Source organism: Candidatus Protochlamydia sp. R18 (assembly GCF_000648255.1).
Classification (GTDB): domain Bacteria; phylum Chlamydiota; class Chlamydiia; order Chlamydiales; family Parachlamydiaceae; genus Protochlamydia; species Protochlamydia amoebophila.
The window spans coordinates 1-18,650 of sequence record NZ_BASL01000673.1 but is presented as its reverse complement, the minus strand read 5'-3'; the positions used below and the strand labels follow the sequence as shown (position 1 = coordinate 18,650).

Sequence of the window (18,650 nt, the reverse complement as noted above, 5' to 3'; positions counted from 1 at the left end):
TTAATAAAATACTTTATTTGTGATTACAATAGGCAATTGAGAGCCTTACCTATTTAGCACTACCTCTTTTCGAGTAATGCTTTAGATTGAGGTTCTTCTCGTTCAAGCTTTTCAAAAATAGCTTCGATAATCCACTGTTTTTTTGAAACGCTTCTACGAAAAGCTTTAAGATATTCCATTTTTTTATCAATTTCTTCGAAGAGGTCTGTTTCAAGTTGAAGATGAAGGTAGCGAGTACGTTGATCTTGTTCAGATTCCGGAGTTAGTAATTTTTCTTTAATGGCTTCTGCAACCCAGTCTTTTTTGTTGATATCGTTTTTGGAGTTTTTTAAGAAATGTATATGATCATTAATAAGTTTAAAAAGAAAATTTCCGATCTCCACATTATAATGAATAATCTTTTTTTTAGGCTGAGCAAATGTTTTTTTGGAAGAGGTTGTTTTACTTTTTGGAGAAGAAGGGTTTTCAAGTTTCTTTTTAGTCGTTTTCATTTTCAGGCAGACACCTATTTTAAACTAAATACTCAAACAAAATATTTCTTAATAATAAATTAATCTATTTATTTTTTTAAGTGAAAAATATTTTGATTCTCTCATTCATTTAAATGATGAATAAGAGTCATTGGCAGCTGCAGTTAGCTTTTGTGCCATCAGGTTTACCTTTCTTTCGTTTAGATATTTTTTAGAAATTATTAAGATTATATGAACCTAAAATTCAAGGTATTATATTTAAAAGATTGCATATGAAATTATAAGATTGCATATACAATCTTGAATTTCATTTCTTAATTTGTTAAAACTATTGCCATAGAGTTATTTAAGGCATTAAAGGGAGCCTAGTATAAACAAACGTATATTAAGAGTTTTCTGCCCAAAATAGCATCGTAAAAGAAAATCGTAAAAGTGAAAATTATCAAGGATAAAAGATGGAATCCGTGATTCAGCAAATCCAACAAGCACTGCCTCCGGTTTGTCACGGTGTTTATGCGAAGTTTTATGCACTAAGATTTATGAGTAAGAATCCTCGTTTATGGATTCGTTGGGGTTACTTAAATAAAAAATTTTAAAATCATTTGATTGTAGAGAGAGTAAAGATGAAAAAGAAAGAATTATTGACGTATGTCTGTTTAGGAATTGCCTTGGGAATGACCATCCCTGCTGATGTGTTTGCTAGTAAAACATCTGTTTATGGGCTAAAGAGATTGCTCAAATTGGAGATAATTTAAAAGACTTCATGTTCGATACAGCTGTTCCTTATGCTGCTGGAATTTTTGGCGGCTACAACGTCATTAAAGCGTTTATGGCAAACCACTATCAATCGATGGGAGTGTTTGCTCTCTTGACTGCCACCTCTTTTATTGTGCCTCCTTTTTTAAAAGGGGTATTCGGCGCCTCTTTATTACTTCCGTAAACAGATAAATAAGGCGTTTCCATGGCACAAGAAAGCCCTAGAATGACATGTAAAACTTTTGATCAATCTATTCGCATTCTGTTTTGGTCATTGGATGAATTTCTGATTTTGATCCCCTTAAGCTTTGTTGGCATTTTCCTTCGAAGCTTAGTGTTGTTAGGATTGGCAATCCTTTTAAAGACGCTGTATGTACAAATGAAAAAAAAGAGCCGGCATCAACCCTTGAGTCACTACCTCTACCAATATTTTCCAACATCTTTTTGTCAAAAATTAGGCTATTTTGAAGGACTCCCCCCTTCACACCTTAAAAAAGTCATTTTAACGTAAAAGGAAAAATGGAACGGATTTTTTTTGAACGCAATCTCAATCATTTATTAGTGCAGAGAAACTTTTTAGTGGGATTGTCGTTAACCTTACTGATAGGAGTAATCTTAGCTGTCTCCTTTCTTTGCTTCAAAACAGAAAGAATTATTATTGTCCCTTCAACGATTGAAAAAGAATTTTGGATTGATGCTCATTCCGTTTCAGCCACCTATCTCGAACAATTCGGATTGTTTTTAGGGCAACTCTTGCTCACCAAATCCTCTTATTCTGCAGATTTACACCGCAATATTTTGTGTCGACATACCGAGCCTCAATATCTTGCTTTATTAAAACAAAGATTGATGGAAGAGGAAGAGACTTTAAAGAAACAAAATGCTTCTTACGTTTTTTACTTAAATAATGTCTACGTCAATCCCAAAGAATTAACGGTGACTTTGCTCGGAGATCAGCAATTTTTCCTTGCAGGTCAGCAAACCACCTTGGAAAACTGCGGCTATACCTTGCATTTCAATTACAGCGGAGCTCGCCTTCTTCTAAAGGGGATTACTCAAGAAAAAACTGACCTTGTGAGGAGAGCCTAGATGAAACAAATTCTTTGGATGGGCTTTGCCTGTCTGCAAGTTTTAAAACTTTCGGCTGCTACCTATCACACGCTCAATACAACAAGTCTTTTGCCCTGCTACTTATCTTCTACTTATCAAAATCGGGTGATGATTGAAAATGGACGGATTAAAAAAGTGATTACCCCAGAATCTGATCGTCTTTCCATTCAGATTGAAGAGCTAACAGGCCAAGCATTTATATTTGCCCGGGATCCTCATCTGAAAGAGATCTCTCTTTCGGTCATCTCCGATTCAGGGGTCATTCAAGATATCCATATTTGTTTTATGGAGCGTCAGCCTGAAGTTATTGTCTTGCAGGAACCAGAACAGAAAGAGGAGGATTCACCTGGTGTGCCTGCCACCGAGAAGCTCTCCATTTTGAAACAAGTCCAAGAGATTGTTGCTGGGAGAATTCCTACTGGTTATCGACACAAATCTATCTCTTCGCGTAGTCGCACTCTAAAAAAAGGAATCGAGCTTACGCTTAAAGCTAAATTTATCGGATCAGAAAATACTCTTTACCTCTATCAGCTAGCTAATACGGGCAAACAACCTCAAACAGTTTTAGAATGTGAAATGGGAAGTCAGCAAAGTCAATGGATCTATTTAGAACAAAACACGATTGCTCCCAAGCAAACAAAGGTTTGTATTCTTGCGGTGAAAAACAATGCCTGATCTTTCTGAAAAAGTACTGAAAAAGCAAAAAATCCACTTAATTCTTGTTGTGGCTGTGATAGGTTTTGCCGTGTTTGGGTTGATCAAATATGCATATGATCATTATGAGCCCACTTCTTATGACTTATTTGAACCAAGGATCGATTTACCTGTGGATGAATTTCAATCCAAAGAAGTGTGGATGGATCGTTTGGAAACGCAAGTGAGCTTCTTGATACAAAAGCAAAAGTACTATGAAGAGACGTTACTTGAGTATAAAGAAAGAGAAAGAGCGAACGAAAAAGAGAAAATCGAACTCAAACAGTATTTGACTCTTTTGAAAAAGAAAATGGAAGCATCCCAAGCTAGAGAAGAGGAGTTAAAGAATAAAAAGAATGCCTCCGCTCCAGAAATAGCCTCTTCAAGCACAAACACGTTTGACTGCCCCGTGTTTGAGCAAGCAGAGGAAAGCTTGCTTCCACCTCCTTCTTATCGATTTCCTTCTTCCTCTTTTTCTAGTGATCCGTTTGTCTCCCAAGGAGCAATACCCTCTTTCGGACAGGAGGCTGTCAAAACGACTGAAACAGCTGCTTTAAGACCGCCTCTTTGTGAATATACGTTGCCTCAGGAAGCAAAAAATGAACTTTTTTCCCTTGAAAAAAGAACGCCTGCCAATGTAAGTGTGCGTGCCATTCTTCTTTCTAGTGTGGATGCTGTTTGTAGACTAGACGCTCAAAGCGATCCTATTCCTGTAAAATTACGCCTCTTAGATGATGCTCATTTACCCGGAGGAATGAAAGTAAAGTTAAAAGGATGTCTGATTGGAGCGAGCGCTTATGGAGATATTTCCAGTGAACGTGTCTATATGCGATTAGAAAACTTAACGCAAGTCAATCTCAGCGGGCAAGCCATTGAAACGGAAGTGACCGGTTATGTGTCAGGAGAAGATGGAAGATTTGGAATGCGAGGGATCTTGGTGGATCGCTCCGCTAAAATATTAAAACCAGCCCTTGGCAGTGGGATCTTATCTGGAATTGCTCAAACGCTTCAGTCGGCATGCGCCCGCCCATCCAAAGAAACGATTAATACCTACTCGCTCAGCTCGGATTTTGCTCAAAATACGGTGGCTAAAACTTCAGATGCTTTTAGCCTTTTGGCTTCTTACTACATTAAACGAGCAGAACAAGTCCAACCTGTCCTTCAAATTGATGCAGGTCGCTTAGTCGATGTCACGTTTACGCAAGGATTTAGCATGGGAGATCTCCATGCTAAGGAAAATTTAAAACAGATTCGCAATAAACACAGGCCTTCCTCATGAAAAAATGGAAATGGAACATTTTTCTTTTAACCTTGGGTTTGCCCATGTGGGGATTCAGCTTAGACAAGCTCGCTGAAAAATATCTGATTGAATTTGGAGATCCACAAGCACCTGTTCAAATTACCGAATACTTTTCCATGAGTTGCCCCCATTGCTTATCCCTATTTAAAAAAGATTTTAAAATCCTTAAAGAAAAATACCTAGAAACAAAACAAGCGTATTGGGTGTTTCATCCCGTTCCCTTAGACTCGCTGACGGTGCAAACGATGGATTGTTTGAGCAAATTAACACTTAAGCAAAAAAGGACATTGCTAGAAGCATTATTTGATACTCTCCAGGTTCAAGATGGCCCAGAAGTTGCCCTTTTTCTTTTACAAGAGGCCATGAAATTATTTGACCAACCTATGCCAAATTTAGATGAACAAGCGTATATCGTGCAGACGGAAGCATTTCAAGCGGCTTTTCAATTTTTGAAACAAGAGGATCGTATAAAAGCGGTTCCCTCTGTGGAGATAAATGCAGAGCTTTATCGTCAAGAAATTCCCAATCAAGCGTTCATTGAAAAACAAATGCAGGCGAGGCTTTCTCATGGTTAGTAAAAATAGGGCTTTTTTTCCCGCCTCTTTTCCCTTGTTAGGATTGATGTGTCTCTTACTTCCTTCATGTGCTATTTATAAACAACAATTTGATTGTCCGGCACCAAAGGGAATTCCTTGTACATCTGTGACAGCTATCGAAAGCCTAATCGTTGAAACCCAAGAAGGAGCTGATTTCCTCGTCTATCCTCCATTGAAAGATAAAAAGAGTGAGGGGGAGATAAAAACAAACCAGGGGTTAGCAGCTCTGCCTCCAAGAGTGTGGATTTGCAATCAAGCTAAAGAAAAGATGGGGATAAAAGGGTATTATATCCAACAGGCAGAAAGCTTTGAACCAGACCTCTCTTTTTCTCTTAATCAGACAAAGGGACGTTAACATGCGATCATTTTTGCAAAAATTGGGGAATACCGTGGCAGGTTTATTCGGAGAATCCCTTTTTTCATTTTCGTCAGAAACAGCGCTGGCTTTACCGAGCGATCCCTATCCATCAGCTACCCCTCTTTCCGCCTACCTAACTTATGATGTATATGATGAAGACAATGAATTATTCATCAATAAAAAAAGTTTAGGGTTTGCCATTGAAATGCTTCCTTTAGTTGGAAGTGATCATGCAGCTCAAAAGAATATTCAAAGTCTTTTTGATGAGGTGTTGGAAGAAGGAGAGTCGATTCAGTGTCTTCTTTGGACTGATCACCGCATTGATCCTTTTCTCAATTTCTGGGAGGAACCTAGAAAACAAAAAGGGGGAATTTTTGCCAAGATTGCTCACCAACGGGTCAAGACTTTTCGCCATCACAAACAGTTTTTTCCCTCTCTTTTTCGCTTTGTACTCTCCTACACTGTCCCATTTAAAGGAGATCTTCAAACAAATGCCCCCTTAATTCAAAAAATGAAGGCCAAAAAAGAGAAGTGTTTAAGGATTTTACGTGCCCTTTCTCGCTCGGCTCGGGTGTGGAAACCGATCGATTTAATGGATGTCGTTGGGGGTATGTGCCAATTTTCTTCCAGTACAGAAGCGGTTACTCCCCTTTGGAATCCCTACCAATCCCTGGCCAGTCAGATTCCGAGAGGAACAAGTTTAGAAATTCAAGAGGGGCAGTTAAAGGCTAATCGTCCCTCCCCTTTGGCGTTCAAAAGTTTTCGAGTAGTGGATTTTCCTGAATTTTGGTCACTCAGTCAGATGCAACATCTGATTGGAGATGTCGAAAGAGATAGCTTTCGTTTACTTTGTCCGTTTTATCTTCACTGGGCAGTGCATTGTCCAAGTCAACAGTTAGCGGAACAAAAATTTAAAGTACGCGAGAAATTTGTCGAAAAGCAGGGGCAATCCTCTATGTTTTTAAAAATGGTTCCTCAACTGGCAGATGAACTAAAAGAAATCCAATATGCTCGAAAAGAGATATATCAAGGGGCTCGCTATGTCTGGACCAACTTGTCTGTTGGCATTTGGAGCTCCCCTGACAATTTGGTACATTCAGAAGAAATCTTAAAAGGAATTTTTCGAAACAATCGCTTCACGTTAGTGGAAAATCAAGCGTTTCCTTTGGCAGCTTTTCTATCGGCATTACCGTTAAGTTTGGCTGAGTCTGTTAAAGGACTTAAAAACCTCAATTTTTTTCGAACCACTCTCAATCGAGAGTGTGGCAACTACGTTCCTTTGCAAGGAGAATGGTATGGCACCCTGAAAAGTTCCGGGATTCTATTAGCTGGTCGAAGAGGGCAGCTCATGAATTGGAATCCTTTTGATAATGACCATGGAAATTATAACATCACAGTCGTTGGAAGAAGTGGATCGGGAAAGTCTGTCTTTATGCAAGAACTGATTTTTAACGGATTAGGGACAGGAGCCAAAGTCTTTGTTTTGGATGTGGGAAGAAGCTTTGACAAACTTTGCCAAGTATTAGAAGGACAAATGATTGAGTTTTCAAGACAATCTACCATTTGTTTAAACCCCTTCACCAAATTTCCTCTGAATAACGTTAATGAACTTAATGACTGCATTATTCTCCTTAAATCGATCATCGCCAATATGGCAGATTCCATCAATGGGATGAGTAGTGAACAAATGAGTTTAATCGAAGAAGCTATCAAAGAAGTGTGGAAATTTAAAGGTTGTGAAGCCTCTCTAACAGATGTTGCCAACTGGTTAAAACAACACGAAGATGTCCAGGCTCGCAAGATCGGTAGAATGCTATTTCCTTATACCATCGATGGCGTTTTTGGACACTATTTTGAAGGAAAAAATAATGTCGATTTTACAATCCCTTTGTCTTGATTGAGTTAGAAGAACTGAAAGAAAAGAAAGAGCTACAAGCTGTGGTGCTTCAATTATTGATTTTAACGATTACGGATCAGGCATTTTTAGGAGATCGTAAAACGCGCTTTTATATTTGTGTAGATGAGGCTTGGGATCTTTTAAGAGCGAATCAAACAGGACCCTTTATTGAAACCTTGGCAAGACGTCTGCGTAAATACAATGGGTCATTAATTGTTGGAACGCAACAATTAGAAGATTTTGACAGCTATCCTGGCGCCAAGGCTGCTTACGCCAATAGTGATTGGGCTTGTTTTCTTCCTCAAGACGATAAAACGATTGCTACTCTTAAGGCAGAATCAAAAATGCCTGAAGGAAAAATTCAAGCAATTGAAAACTTAAATACCTTGCATGGCGTTTATAGTGAAGTTTTGATTTGTCAAGGAAAGTCCTATTCGACGCATCGCTTCTGGTTAGATTCCTTTTCTAATTTGCTTTATAGCACCCAGGCGGCTGACTTTTCTCGTTTGCAAAAGCTACGCGAGCAAGGGAAAAGCTTGGAAGAGGCCATTGAAGAGCTCGTACAGGAGAAAGCATGTCATTCTTAAAAACAAAAGGAAAATCTTTATGTATTTCTTTGCTCTTAGGGATCAACGCGTATGGTCTGACCAATCTGGTCACTGAAGGAACTTATTGCCAACATTTTCGTCTAAACAGCAGCTCTAGCCTCCCCTTTTACATCTTTTCAACATCTTCCCTTAAAATGGTGGAAAGAAATATGTATGTGTCGCTGACTCATCCTTTTTCTTCTCAAGAACTATTGAAGCAAATTGTCGGTCTACCAGGGGACGTTATTACGATTCGCGATCACCATGTGTGGGTTAACGACAAAGATTACGGATTTATATACTCTACTTCTCCCTCTGGTCTTGCTCTTTCTCCGCTGCCAGAAGGAATCATCCCGCAAGGATTTTTCTTTGTCCATGCGACGCATCCTCAAAGTTTTGATTCTCGTTATGCTGAATTTGGCCTTGTTTCCAAAGAGCAGTTAAAGGAGCGTTTATGCCCCCTTTTCTAACAGGAATCTTGACGGTTTTGCTTATCTTTTCTTCATTAGAAGCCAAAAATTTAGGAATTTATGGAGCAACTGCTTCAATTGAGGAAGAAGATCTCCTCACTTTCATGCAAAAAAATATGCAATTGATCACAGAGGCTGACCAGGAAAAGTGGATGCAAAATTTACAGAGTCATTTGCTTGCTCAGATGAAAAAACCTTTTGTCATCAAAGGAATTGGAAAAACCCAAACGTATACGGTGAGCTATTTTGATCCGAGCATTACGGTAGATCGAGATATCCTCAATCATTCGCAACAGGTAGTGGTGAAAAAAGGAACGCGGATCAATCCTTTGTCTTTAGTTATGCTTGATCAAGATTTATTATTCATTGATGCCACAGATGCAGAGCAATTGGCTTGGGCGCAGGCACTTTATCCTTCTGGGAAGTGGATTCTGGTTAAAGGACAACCCATGCAACTCGAAGAGGAGCTCCGACGTCCCATCTATTTTGACCAGGGAGGAGTCCTTCTTAAAAGATTTGGCATCCAAAGTGTTCCAGCACGCGTCTCTCAAGAGGGGTTGCGACTCAAAATAGAATTAATTCCGATTGGAGAGAATGCATGCGTGCCTATTTCTTAAGGGTGCTTTTGTTGCTGAATGGAGAACTAGGGGGAGAAGAAAAGCAACATTTTGCTTTAGACTCCAATTGGTTTAAGCAAGCGCAACAAGTCGATGAAAAAGCTGTGCATTGGCTAAAAGACCATTTAAAAGAGCGTTTGGCATCGGAGAATTTTTTGAGAAATCCCCTAGAGGAAAAAGGATCGCAACTCGCCACTACTCAATGCCAAAGTGCGGAAATGGAGGTTAAAGAAGAGTCTCCCCTCTATGTATTTATGTCCTTTTCATTAGACGATCGCTTATGGGTGCAATTGTCTCAAGAGTTAGAGAAACTAGGAGGAGTTTTTGTATTAAGAGGGCTTCCGCAAAATAGCTTTAAAGAATTGGCCAACCGAATCTTTACGTTGCAAGAGCAAGGCGTGCGTGTGCCCATCCAAATTCACCCTCAGTTATTTCAAAAATTTGACATTCAACTAGTGCCAACCATTGCTGTTACTGAGGGGAAGCAGTATGACAAAATCTCGGGAAATCTTTCTATAAAAGGTGCTTTAGAAAAAATGTCCAAGTACGGAGAGACTCAGCAAGCCAAATTCCTTTTGCAACAATGGAAAGAGCAACAAAAATGAGGAAAAAAATTCTTTATCTGCTCTGTCTTGTATTCTTCTCTTCCCTTTCAGCTGCAGAGGGAAAATTTATGAATCCATTTACCGATGTGTGTTGGGAATGTGTTTTTCCTTTGACCGTAAGCGGAGTATCGGTAACACCCGGCCATCCGGATCTTTCCAAGTCAAACAAACGTATCTGTACTTGCGCGGGAGTTCCTCCTCGCATTGGCATTCCTTTGACATTCTGGGAGCCACTGAATCTGGTGGATGTCACCCGGCATGCCTATCGCCTTGTTGGATTGGGAGGCGTTTCAGTCGGAAGTGATTCGATAAAAAATCGAGGAACTGTGTCGATTTTGGGTGATGGGCCTGCCCAAACAAGTGTTTATCATGTGCATTGGTATCATTTTCCTCTCTTGAGCTTGCTCAACCTTTTGACCGATTTCATTTGTGTCGAGCAAGGAGATGTTGGCTTACCCTATTTGAGCGAATTAGATCCTTTATGGAATGATGACACGTTAGCTCTGATTGTGAATCCAGAGGCGGCCCTATTTAACTCTCCTTTAGCGCAAGTCTCTTGTATTGCTGACTGCACAATGGCAAGTCTTAATCACCCCATCGATGAGTTGTTTTGGTGCGCCGGCTGTGAAGGATCCCTATACCCGTTAACGGGAGCTGTTGCCCACCATCTAAGTCCTATCCAAGCCAGTTATCTCCTTGTTCAACGTTTAATTGCCAAACTACACCGCATGTTTCTTTTAAAAGGATACGATAAAGGAGAGTTTTGTGAAGCGCAAATGATGCCTATCCTGAAGAAAACGCTTTATAAAACGCACCTGATTTATCCAATTCCTCAAACTTCTGGACCTTGCCATGCTTTGGGAAAAAGTGATCTCTTATGGGGAATTGGCAAATCTTTTCCCATTCAGGGAGAAGATTTTGTCTATTTGATTTGGTCTAAAAAACATTGTTGTCTCGATTCAACAAAAGCATCGGCCATGAAGCCCATCGGAGGCTTATGGTAAAGCAGCAATGGATTTTTTTACTTTTCTATACGTTTCCTTGTGTGGCTTCCATGCAGACTGCCAAACAAGCAGGGCAATCTTGGGGAAAGAATCAAACCTCTTTAGCGCACGATTCAGGGAAGAAAATTCGGTCTGATGATTTTCTAACGACAGATGAGAAAAAGCAAGCCTTTGATGCGAAAGCAGCTGAAAAGAAAATGAAACAACGGGAAATGCCTTCTTCCGAAACAATGGATTTTTTAACAAGCCAAGAAGTGCAAAACAACCAAAGTCATCGATCCTTTCACGAAGAGGAAAGTTTTTTTCAAATTTCAGAAAAGATATTTGCTGACCAGACACCTGAACTTCCAGCAGAAAAGGACAAATAAGAAGAACAAAAGATCTATACCTGTAAACAGGCGGGCGATCCCTTCATTATCAGTACAGAAAGAACATTAAAAGTTTCGATTCATCCTTTTCCTGCCCAAGAAGCAAAAATTTGCTTAGGTCATAAGAAAATCGCGATTGTCAAAAAAATTGGAGATTTTCCCACCTCTATCAAAAAATTGGAACAAAGCTATCGAAATGATCCAGCCATTGACCCTTCATCCGTGCAAATCATCTGTTTCAAAGTCAAGGCTCAACATTACTTCGTACAAGTGAGTTATCACCACTTTGAAAATGTCGAAGGATGTGATCATTGTCAAATGATTCCGAAAAAGGGAGAACAAAAAGAGACAGAGGAATGGATCGAAGAGAATCCCTCTCTTTGGAATCTTTCCAAAAGTCCAGAGTGTACCATTATTGAACATGTCTGTGTAGATGCCAATCCAACAAAAATCATTGAAGGACAGACTGTTAATCGTCCTTGTTGGAAAGAGAAAATTTCTTTTCTATATCAGTTTCCATCTGATTCTGATTGCCAGTTACTCCAACAAAAAAATTGTGAGCAAATCCAGCAAAAATGTGTCAACCAGCAAGGTCCCATGTGCGCACAATGGGAACTGACCTTTCGTTGTTTGGAAAACTTGCGATGGACAACAGTTCCGTTTGAATTTGATTCAAGCGAAGAGGAAGTGGAATATTCTCCCAATCAATCATTTTCAGAAGTAGCAACGAAATTGGCCGTCTTTGCAGAGGTAAAAAAAGAAATGGAAAATTCTCAAGCCATGGACGCGACAAAATTAGAAATTTTCCAGGGCAAACGCATGTCCTGTAGCAAAAGTGTGGCTGATCACCTCTTATATGACTGCTGTTTTCGCTATTCTGGCTTGGCAAAACAAATGGGTTTAAGTAAGTGCAATGCAGATGAACTTTCCTTAGCCGAGATGCGAGAAGAGGGGCTTTGTCATTACGTTGGATCCTATGAAGAAAAAATTTTGGATTTATGGAAAAGCCGCGATGAGCATGTCTTTTGTTGTTTTCCCTCTAAATTATCTCGTCTTGTACAGGAACAGGGAAGAAAACAATTGGGCAGAGATTGGGGAAAGCCTGAAGAGCCCAATTGTCGAGGATTCACGACCCAAGAATTAAGCCGGTTAAATTTTTCAGACATGGATTTAAGTGAAATCTGCACAAATGTTGCCAAAAAATTGCCAGAGAATCTTTCCGAACGACTCAAGCAATTTCAAAATCGCCTACAGAAAGATATGGATCGAGTCGAGGTGAAGAAATGAGTTTCAAAAATAACTTTGTCCGTTTAAGTCTTTTTTCTCTTTTGATAGGACAGGATTTATCAGGTGGGTGGCTAAATCGCAAGGCGGAAGGATGGTTTTGGTACGAAGAGCGACAAAAGCAAATAGAGGAAGAAGATATCAAGCCTTCACCCCTTTTACCCTCTATGGAATCTCCTCCTTTGTTAACCGCTACGGAACAAATGGGATTGAAGCGTCAAGAAATTGAAGAGAAGTTAAACCAAGCCATGTTAAACCCCTCAGAAGAAAATGTACAAGCCTATATGCAAATTCAACAGCAATGGATCAATCAATCGGCTCAATTTTCTCATATCTGGTTAAAAAATTTATTGACGTATCCTCAATTGGATTCTCGTTTAACGGCAGGACCTGTGACCCACTATGGAGCTCAAGTACAAAAACAACTTTTAAGAGAAGAGCGGGAGAAGCGCATTCATTCTCTTGTGCAGTCGTTTGGCCTTTTCTTTTTTTATGAAGGCAGCAGTCCAATTTCTCAGGCTTTTTCCTTTGTCGTCAAAGAATTTGCCAAAAAATATGATTGGAAAGTGATTGCCATTTCCTGTGATGGGATCCAAATTCCCGATTTTGAAAACTATCCGCTGCATTCAAGCACCCTTCAACATTTAGGTATTGAGCAATTTCCTTCGCTCTATTTAGTTGAACCTAAACAACAAAAAATGGTGCCTATTGCTTTTGGTCTCTCCTCCCTTGATCAAATTGAAGAAAATATTATTCTACAATTGCCCCCTCATCCTAGGAATCATCCATGAAACCCCTTCTTTTTTTTATCCTCCTTTCCTTCTCTTTAACTTTAAGAGCAGATTTGCATAACGATCTCAAAAGTTATTTGAGTGAGCTCAATACCTATTCGCATGTCGATAAAAATGAAATTTACCATTCACAACGAGCAGGTTACATGACAGGAGGAGGCATCAGCATACGAAATGGAGCTTCTCAAACCGCCTTGGCTCAGGTCAGTCTACCTAAATTTGATGCTGGTTGCGGAGGGATTGATATTTTCACGGGCGGGATCAGTTTTATTAGTCATGATCAATTGATTGCTGCACTCAAAAATATTGCGAGCTCTGCGCAAGGGTATGCTTTTATGTTGGGGATTGAGACTGTCTCTCCTTTGATTGCCAGCACGATGAAACAAATGGAAACGTGGGCCAATGCGATTAACTCTTTGGGAATCAATAGCTGCGAAGTCGCAACAGGCCTTGTAGGATCGGTTTGGTCTGCACGAACTGCCGCTAAGCAGCAAATTTGTCGTTCAGCAAAAAATGGGGGCTTTGCCTCTAGTTTTATTAACGCCCGTCACCAATGTGCGGATGAAGGAGACTATGTCAACACGATGCAATCGATGGCTAAAGATCCTCTATACGATGGGATGTTGTTAGAAGAGTATAATCTAACCTGGAAAGCCATTCAAAAACACCCTTTTCTTGCCAAAAAAGAAAATCGAAAAATGGCTGAGGAAATCATGAGTTTGACAGGAACTTTGATCATTCGAAGGGATAAATCCCTTGTCGTTGAACCTTGGCCCTCCCGTATTTACGATGATTCCTTTTTACCCATTCTTTTAGAGGGAGGGACAACGCGGGTGTATCAATGCACGGGTGGCAACGCTAAACAAAACTGCCTTGCTTTGGAGATGAAAGAATTGACGATTCCGGCTGAACAAGCGTGGAAGGGTCGAATTAAACAGGCTTTAGCGACCATCCAACAAAAAATTTTAGCAGATACTCCCTTGGCAAGCGAAGAAATTGATCTTTTATCGAAATCACGGCTTCCCCTTTTTAAGATTGTTAATGTTTTAACTGCCTACAAACGAGAAATTAGCCCCATCAGTTTATACGAGGTTGCGGAAATTGTCGGTAACGAAATGCTCATTCAATACTTAAGAGAAATCATTGGAACGGTTCGTTTAGCTGCCATTCAGCTTGAACGCGGGCAAATGTATGATTTTGATAGTCAAAAGTTTATTGAAGAGTTAGAGCGTGTAGAAAAAGTTGTTTCCCGCTATGAGGAACGTCATTATCAACGCTTAGAAGCGGAAAATCAGCTTATGCTCAAAATAGAGACACTGGAACAAAAAATTGCTTCGCAAATCATCCTTTTTTAGGAAGCCAATTATGCGCAAATTTAAGACATTAGAAAAAAAAATTGCTTCGCAGATTATTCTTTTTTAGGAAACCAAATATGATACCCCTATTTTTAGCGTCTGATTTAACGATTCATACTTATGGAGGAGGAGAAATTCTTCAAAAGGTTTTTGTCGCCATTGTCATGTTATCTGGGGAAGGGGGGATGGTTTTTCCTTTGATGTTTCTTTGTGCAGCTTTAGGGTTTGGTTTGATGGTTTGCCAACTCTTAGTCACTTTGTCATTTGATCGGTTTTTTACGCATTATTTTGTTCCTTTTCTCGTCATCTATACAGCTTTTATCATTCCAAAAACGACTATCCACATCGAAGATGCATTACATAAACCCAAAAATTACAAAGTCGACCATGTTCCTCGCTTGCTCGCCCACTTTGCCGAAATCGCTAGTTCAATTGGCTATTATGCAACATGTGGTGTAGAGAAAGCGATGCATACTGTCGATGATGTCAAATATAGTCAGACAGGATTAATTTTTGGCTCCGACACTGCCTTAGATTATCGACGCTTTCAACTGACCAACCCCGATCTGCAAAAAGATTTTAAAGAGTTTTCTAAACAATGTGTGCTTTACGATTTGGCGCTTGGGCGCTACTCCCTCAAAGAGTTAAAAACCTCTACTGATCTTTGGAAATTTTTAAAAGAACGAACTTCAACACTTGGAATGATTTATTATTGTCCGCCAACAGCTAAAGGAGGAACAAAAAAAGAGGCCTGTGAATACCTGACCTGCCGGCAAGCTTTAGAGAAATTTGAACCCCTATTTAGCAAGGAAAAGGCTTATTATGCGAAGCAAGAAATTGGGAAAAATTTGCCTTTGACTTTTCAGGCTTTAACTCACATCAAGCAAGATAGCCAAACTCTAATTAGCCAACAGCTCATGATGCATGTGCTAGCAGATTCATTTAGCCCTGAGAAATTTGCGCAAGAAAGAGCACATCTTCAGCAAAATTCTACCTATCAAGCTGCTGGTTTTACCGCTGCAAAAGGAATTGTGTACATGCGAGTGCTTTTTGAAGCCTTGATTTATGCCTCCTTTCTTTTTGTGCTTCCTTTATCGTTACTTCCAAGTGGAATTAAAATACTCATGAATTGGGCGTGGTCAGTTGTTTGGATTCAATTTTGGCCTCCTTTTTATGCGATTTTGAATTATTTGGCTTCGATTGTGGCAAAACATACCACAGCTGGCATCGCAGATGGTTTGGCGGAAAAAGGGCTTAGCATTTTTACAAGTGTCGGGATTGAAAACTTTGCCAATGACACGTTTGTTTTAGCAGGATATCTTACCCTAAGTGTTCCTTTCCTTAGTTATGTGCTTTTACAGGGCGGATTGAGTCAATTTGTTCAACTTGCCGGTACGCTTACCTCCCCTGCGCAAAGTGCTGCTTCTGCAGCGGCTGGAGAACAAACCTCTGGCAATTACTCTTATGACAATATTAGCATGGGCCAAACCTCCTATGGGAATACCACAGCTTTTCAAAATCAGTTAGCGCCCTCTGTTTCCAATGGATATTTCATGGAAAATAATGGATCCGAAAGGATGGATTATACCTCTAGTGGAGTTATTTATACGCAAAATGCTTCGAATCTGACCAGTAGTATTAACGCCGATCAAGTTTTCGGGGAAAGTCTACAACACCAACAGCAATATGCGACCTCTTATGCAGAAACGACAAGTCAGCAATACCAAGAGAGCCTCTCTGCAGCCACCAATGTGGGATCCAATTTAGTCAGTCACCTGGCCCATGCGGACCAATTCAATGAAGGATTTTCTTCACGAGAAGCTTATGATGCGCAGCAATCTGTGAGGCATATGGAATCGGCAGCCGATAATTGGGGACGTCAATATGGCCTTAGCTCCAAACAAAGTATGGATTTTGCCATGGCGGGAGCCATTGGAGGAGAACTGGGAGTCAATCAACTTCTTAATTCAATTACTGGAGTAGGCTTAAGTGCCAGCGGCAGAGGGACAGCGGGCTATAATTTTGGAGCTGATGAGAGTAAATTCGTTAGCGCTGCGACCAATTTTGCACAAAGTGAAGAGTTTCAAAGCAACTTCCAAAAAGTCAAAGATTACGCTACGACACAAGCCAGCTCCTCCTCAATGGATGAAGGCGTTCGTTTGGCGCAAGACTTTACGCAATCGTTAAGTGAAGTGCAAAGCTCTCGAGAATCTTATCAAATTGCTCAAACTCAGCTTGACCAAATCTCTGAGACAGGAGCTTGGTATCAACAAAATTCCCATTTAATCAAAGACAATCTCAATCAAAAATATGTGGATTGGGCTGTTGAGCGCTTGAATGATCAGTACCAAGATGGAACCGGGTTTGAGCGTTTTAAAGCGATCGCAAATGGGAATACCCTTGAGAATATTACTCAATCTCAAGCTCTTGTGTATGAATTTGTGCAAACGGAAATGAATAAGCAAGCAGGAATTGCTCATCAAATCCCGGCAGATATAGATCCTCAATCTTCTTATATGAATGCTCAAGTGCCGCAAATCCATCGCGAAGAAAAATTAAATGAAATTTTTGAGGACTATACGCAGCAAGCGCAAGGAATTCAACAAGTGTACGGATCTCAGCCAAAAACGCGAGAGGGTCTTGAACAAGCCTATGAGCAAGCAAAAGGAACGCATGATGCTTATTCTTACTTTACCGATCATGGCATTCAGTATCAGCGCAATGCCACAGAAAATCGTTTTGATATAGAAAGGCAAAAAACTCTTCCCAAACGTGCCTGGAAATCGACGGCTGCCCAAGAAGAAACCTCGCAAGATTACAAATTAGATGTTCCATTTTTTTGGAAACGAGGAGATTCATGAAGCTATTTCAAACTATTACAGAAGGAGGGCAATTAACTACGCACAGTGTGCGAATGTTCAAGCAGGTCACAAAAACCTCTTTTTTTATTACCTTTATCTTATGGATTGTCGTTTTCCTTTACCAAATGCGGGATGTGAATATGTTTTACCTCCAAAATGTTTGGTACTTCGAGCAAGCACGTTTTTATCAATTGCTTCATATTAAGACAATTAAAATTGATCCTTCTTTTGGTTTGCAAAGGGAAAGTCAGGATGTTAAGGAATACACCACAGATCAAGTTCTTCGTCTAACTAAGCCTTATGCAGACCGCTTTTATCGCATCACCAAACGAAGATTTCAGCACTCTGCTTTTTGGGCGCTTGCCCCTCTTTCTGTCGTCTTTGCCATTTTCTTCTTTCGAGGAAGGCAATCCATCAAAAAACACCATTTAAAAGGAAATACCCTCTCTTCCGTCTGGTTAACACGGTGGAAGTTAAAACTATCGCGCCGTGCTTCCCCTATTTCCATCGGATCGCTTCCTCTCATCAAAGGAACAGAAACACAACACATCATGATTACGGGCGGAACGGGTAGTGGTAAGACGAATTGCTTACATCACCTATTAAAGTCAGTGCGTCAGCAAAAGCAACGAGCGATTATTGTCGATACCACAGGTCTTTTAACGGAGCGGTATTATCGACCGGGAAAAGATATTTTGTTAAATCCCTTAGATTCGCGGGGAGCTCCTTGGCACCCTTGGATCGAGTGCACAGACAAAACAAGTTATGCCACTATGGCAGAAAGTTTTATCCCTCAAAGTCTTTCCGATAGTGATAATTATTGGCGAACTTCAGCGCGTATCGTTTTAGGTTCTTTGTTTGAACAATTAAAGGATATTCAAAAAAACTCGACTTTAGCCGATAAAATTTTGCGAGATCCCCTTCAAGAGCTTTGTGATTTTGTTCAAGGAACAAAAGCCGCTTCGTTAATCGACATGAACTCAGAAAAGACGGCTGCCTCCATTCGCGCTGTGATGTCTAATTTTTTGACCTGCTTTGAGTTATTGGCCAATACCGATCAACCCTTTTCGATTCGAGAATGGATTCAACAAGACAACCCTGGTGATGAGTGGTTATTCATTAGTTGCAAAACGAATGAACGGGCAGCCCTCAATCCTCTGCTCTCTTGTTGGCTATCTGTCGCTGTGCGTAGTCTATTAGCACTATCTCCTGATTTTAACCGTAGGCTTTGGTATATCATCGATGAACTTCCGACCTTAAATCGCTTGCGTGATTTAGACATGTTGCTGGCCGAGAGTCGTAAATATGGAGGTTGCGCCGTTCTGGCCTTGCAAAGTCCTGCCCAGTTGGAAGCCATCTACGGGCAAGCTGTCGCTCAAACATTAATTGGGAATTGTGCCACCAAAATTGTCTTTGCTGAGCAAAATCCCCTCCATGCAGGTCGCCTTGCCGACATGTTTGGGGAGCAAGAAATTAGAGAGTATCAAAAAGGGCTGTCTTATGGAGCCAATGACATTCGAGATGGGGT

The 18,650-nt window shown here is 40.3% G+C and carries 21 protein-coding genes; 20 read left to right on the top strand and 1 reads right to left on the bottom strand.

The window, feature by feature from the left end; genetic code table 11:
• Positions 1 to 59: 59 nt before the first annotated feature.
• On the bottom strand, positions 60 to 491 hold the full coding sequence (locus TY19_RS04925) for a hypothetical protein (protein ID WP_042280650.1): 432 nt from the start codon (positions 489 to 491) through the stop codon (positions 60 to 62).
• 434 nt (positions 492 to 925) lie between these two features.
• On the opposite strand from TY19_RS04925, the gene TY19_RS16185 reads away from it, so the two are divergent.
• The 20 genes from TY19_RS16185 to traD form a co-directional block, all read left to right on the top strand.
• On the top strand, positions 926 to 1,066 hold the full coding sequence (locus TY19_RS16185; protein WP_158383142.1) for a hypothetical protein: 141 nt from the start codon (positions 926 to 928) through the stop codon (positions 1,064 to 1,066).
• 167 nt (positions 1,067 to 1,233) lie between these two features.
• Positions 1,234 to 1,410, top strand: coding sequence for a hypothetical protein (locus TY19_RS16180; RefSeq protein ID WP_158383140.1), 177 nt, complete (start codon positions 1,234 to 1,236; stop codon positions 1,408 to 1,410).
• Between the two features lie 21 nt (positions 1,411 to 1,431).
• A complete protein-coding gene (gene traL / locus TY19_RS04920) occupies positions 1,432 to 1,737 on the top strand; it encodes a type IV conjugative transfer system protein TraL (protein ID WP_042280648.1) in 306 nt (101 codons plus the stop codon).
• A gap of 8 nt (positions 1,738 to 1,745) precedes the next feature.
• Positions 1,746 to 2,315 carry a type IV conjugative transfer system protein TraE gene (gene traE, locus TY19_RS11660; protein WP_052354787.1) on the top strand — a complete coding sequence of 190 codons (570 nt, stop codon included), beginning with the start codon at positions 1,746 to 1,748 and terminating at the stop codon, positions 2,313 to 2,315.
• Positions 2,316 to 3,011, top strand: a complete 696-nt coding sequence (locus tag TY19_RS04910) for a type-F conjugative transfer system secretin TraK (RefSeq protein ID WP_042280647.1) — start codon at positions 2,316 to 2,318, stop codon at positions 3,009 to 3,011.
• Positions 3,004 to 4,308 (top strand): TraB/VirB10 family protein, encoded by a 1,305-nt coding sequence (locus TY19_RS11655; protein WP_052354786.1) that lies wholly within the window; start codon positions 3,004 to 3,006, stop codon positions 4,306 to 4,308. Before TY19_RS04910 ends, TY19_RS11655 begins: the two co-directional genes overlap by 8 nt.
• Positions 4,305 to 4,904 carry a thioredoxin domain-containing protein gene (locus TY19_RS04900; RefSeq protein ID WP_042280645.1) on the top strand — a complete coding sequence of 200 codons (600 nt, stop codon included), beginning with the start codon at positions 4,305 to 4,307 and terminating at the stop codon, positions 4,902 to 4,904. The genes TY19_RS11655 and TY19_RS04900 overlap by 4 nt, the downstream gene beginning before the upstream one ends.
• Positions 4,897 to 5,280, top strand: coding sequence for a hypothetical protein (locus TY19_RS04895; RefSeq protein ID WP_042280644.1), 384 nt, complete (start codon positions 4,897 to 4,899; stop codon positions 5,278 to 5,280). Before TY19_RS04900 ends, TY19_RS04895 begins: the two co-directional genes overlap by 8 nt.
• Before the next feature lies 1 nt (position 5,281).
• Positions 5,282 to 7,180: a type IV secretion system protein TraC gene (gene traC / locus TY19_RS04890; RefSeq protein ID WP_042280642.1), complete on the top strand. Its 1,899-nt coding sequence runs from the start codon at positions 5,282 to 5,284 to the stop codon at positions 7,178 to 7,180.
• Positions 7,177 to 7,767: a TraG/VirB4 family ATPase gene (locus tag TY19_RS04885; protein ID WP_042280640.1), complete on the top strand. Its 591-nt coding sequence runs from the start codon at positions 7,177 to 7,179 to the stop codon at positions 7,765 to 7,767. Before traC ends, TY19_RS04885 begins: the two co-directional genes overlap by 4 nt.
• Positions 7,755 to 8,237: a conjugative transfer signal peptidase TraF gene (traF, locus tag TY19_RS11650; RefSeq protein WP_052354785.1), complete on the top strand. Its 483-nt coding sequence runs from the start codon at positions 7,755 to 7,757 to the stop codon at positions 8,235 to 8,237. The genes TY19_RS04885 and traF (TY19_RS11650) overlap by 13 nt, the downstream gene beginning before the upstream one ends.
• A complete protein-coding gene (gene traW / locus TY19_RS04875; RefSeq protein WP_042280638.1) occupies positions 8,222 to 8,854 on the top strand; it encodes a type-F conjugative transfer system protein TraW in 633 nt (210 codons plus the stop codon). The genes traF (TY19_RS11650) and traW overlap by 16 nt, the downstream gene beginning before the upstream one ends.
• Entirely contained in the window at positions 8,836 to 9,459 is a 624-nt protein-coding gene (trbC, locus tag TY19_RS11645) for a type-F conjugative transfer system pilin assembly protein TrbC (RefSeq protein ID WP_052354784.1), read from the top strand. Before traW ends, trbC begins: the two co-directional genes overlap by 19 nt.
• Positions 9,460 to 9,527: 68 nt before the next feature.
• On the top strand, positions 9,528 to 10,463 hold the full coding sequence (locus tag TY19_RS04865) for a TraU family protein (protein WP_052354788.1): 936 nt from the start codon (positions 9,528 to 9,530) through the stop codon (positions 10,461 to 10,463).
• The gene (locus TY19_RS04860) at positions 10,457 to 10,831 is read left to right on the top strand and encodes a hypothetical protein (RefSeq protein ID WP_042280637.1); all 375 of its coding nucleotides are present in this window, start codon (positions 10,457 to 10,459) and stop codon (positions 10,829 to 10,831) included. Before TY19_RS04865 ends, TY19_RS04860 begins: the two co-directional genes overlap by 7 nt.
• 177 nt (positions 10,832 to 11,008) lie before the next feature.
• Positions 11,009 to 12,118, top strand: coding sequence for a conjugal transfer protein TraN (gene traN / locus TY19_RS04855; protein WP_042280635.1), 1,110 nt, complete (start codon positions 11,009 to 11,011; stop codon positions 12,116 to 12,118).
• Positions 12,115 to 12,906 carry a type-F conjugative transfer system pilin assembly protein TraF gene (gene traF / locus TY19_RS04850; RefSeq protein WP_052354783.1) on the top strand — a complete coding sequence of 264 codons (792 nt, stop codon included), beginning with the start codon at positions 12,115 to 12,117 and terminating at the stop codon, positions 12,904 to 12,906. Before traN ends, traF (TY19_RS04850) begins: the two co-directional genes overlap by 4 nt.
• A complete protein-coding gene (locus tag TY19_RS04845; RefSeq protein WP_042280634.1) occupies positions 12,903 to 14,261 on the top strand; it encodes a conjugal transfer protein TraH in 1,359 nt (452 codons plus the stop codon). Before traF (TY19_RS04850) ends, TY19_RS04845 begins: the two co-directional genes overlap by 4 nt.
• A gap of 77 nt (positions 14,262 to 14,338) precedes the next feature.
• A complete protein-coding gene (locus TY19_RS04840) occupies positions 14,339 to 17,122 on the top strand; it encodes a conjugal transfer protein TraG N-terminal domain-containing protein (protein WP_042280633.1) in 2,784 nt (927 codons plus the stop codon).
• Positions 17,119 to 18,650: type IV conjugative transfer system coupling protein TraD (gene traD, locus TY19_RS04835; RefSeq protein ID WP_052354782.1), on the top strand; the 1,532-nt coding region annotated here is incomplete at its 3' end. The genes TY19_RS04840 and traD, both read left to right, overlap by 4 nt.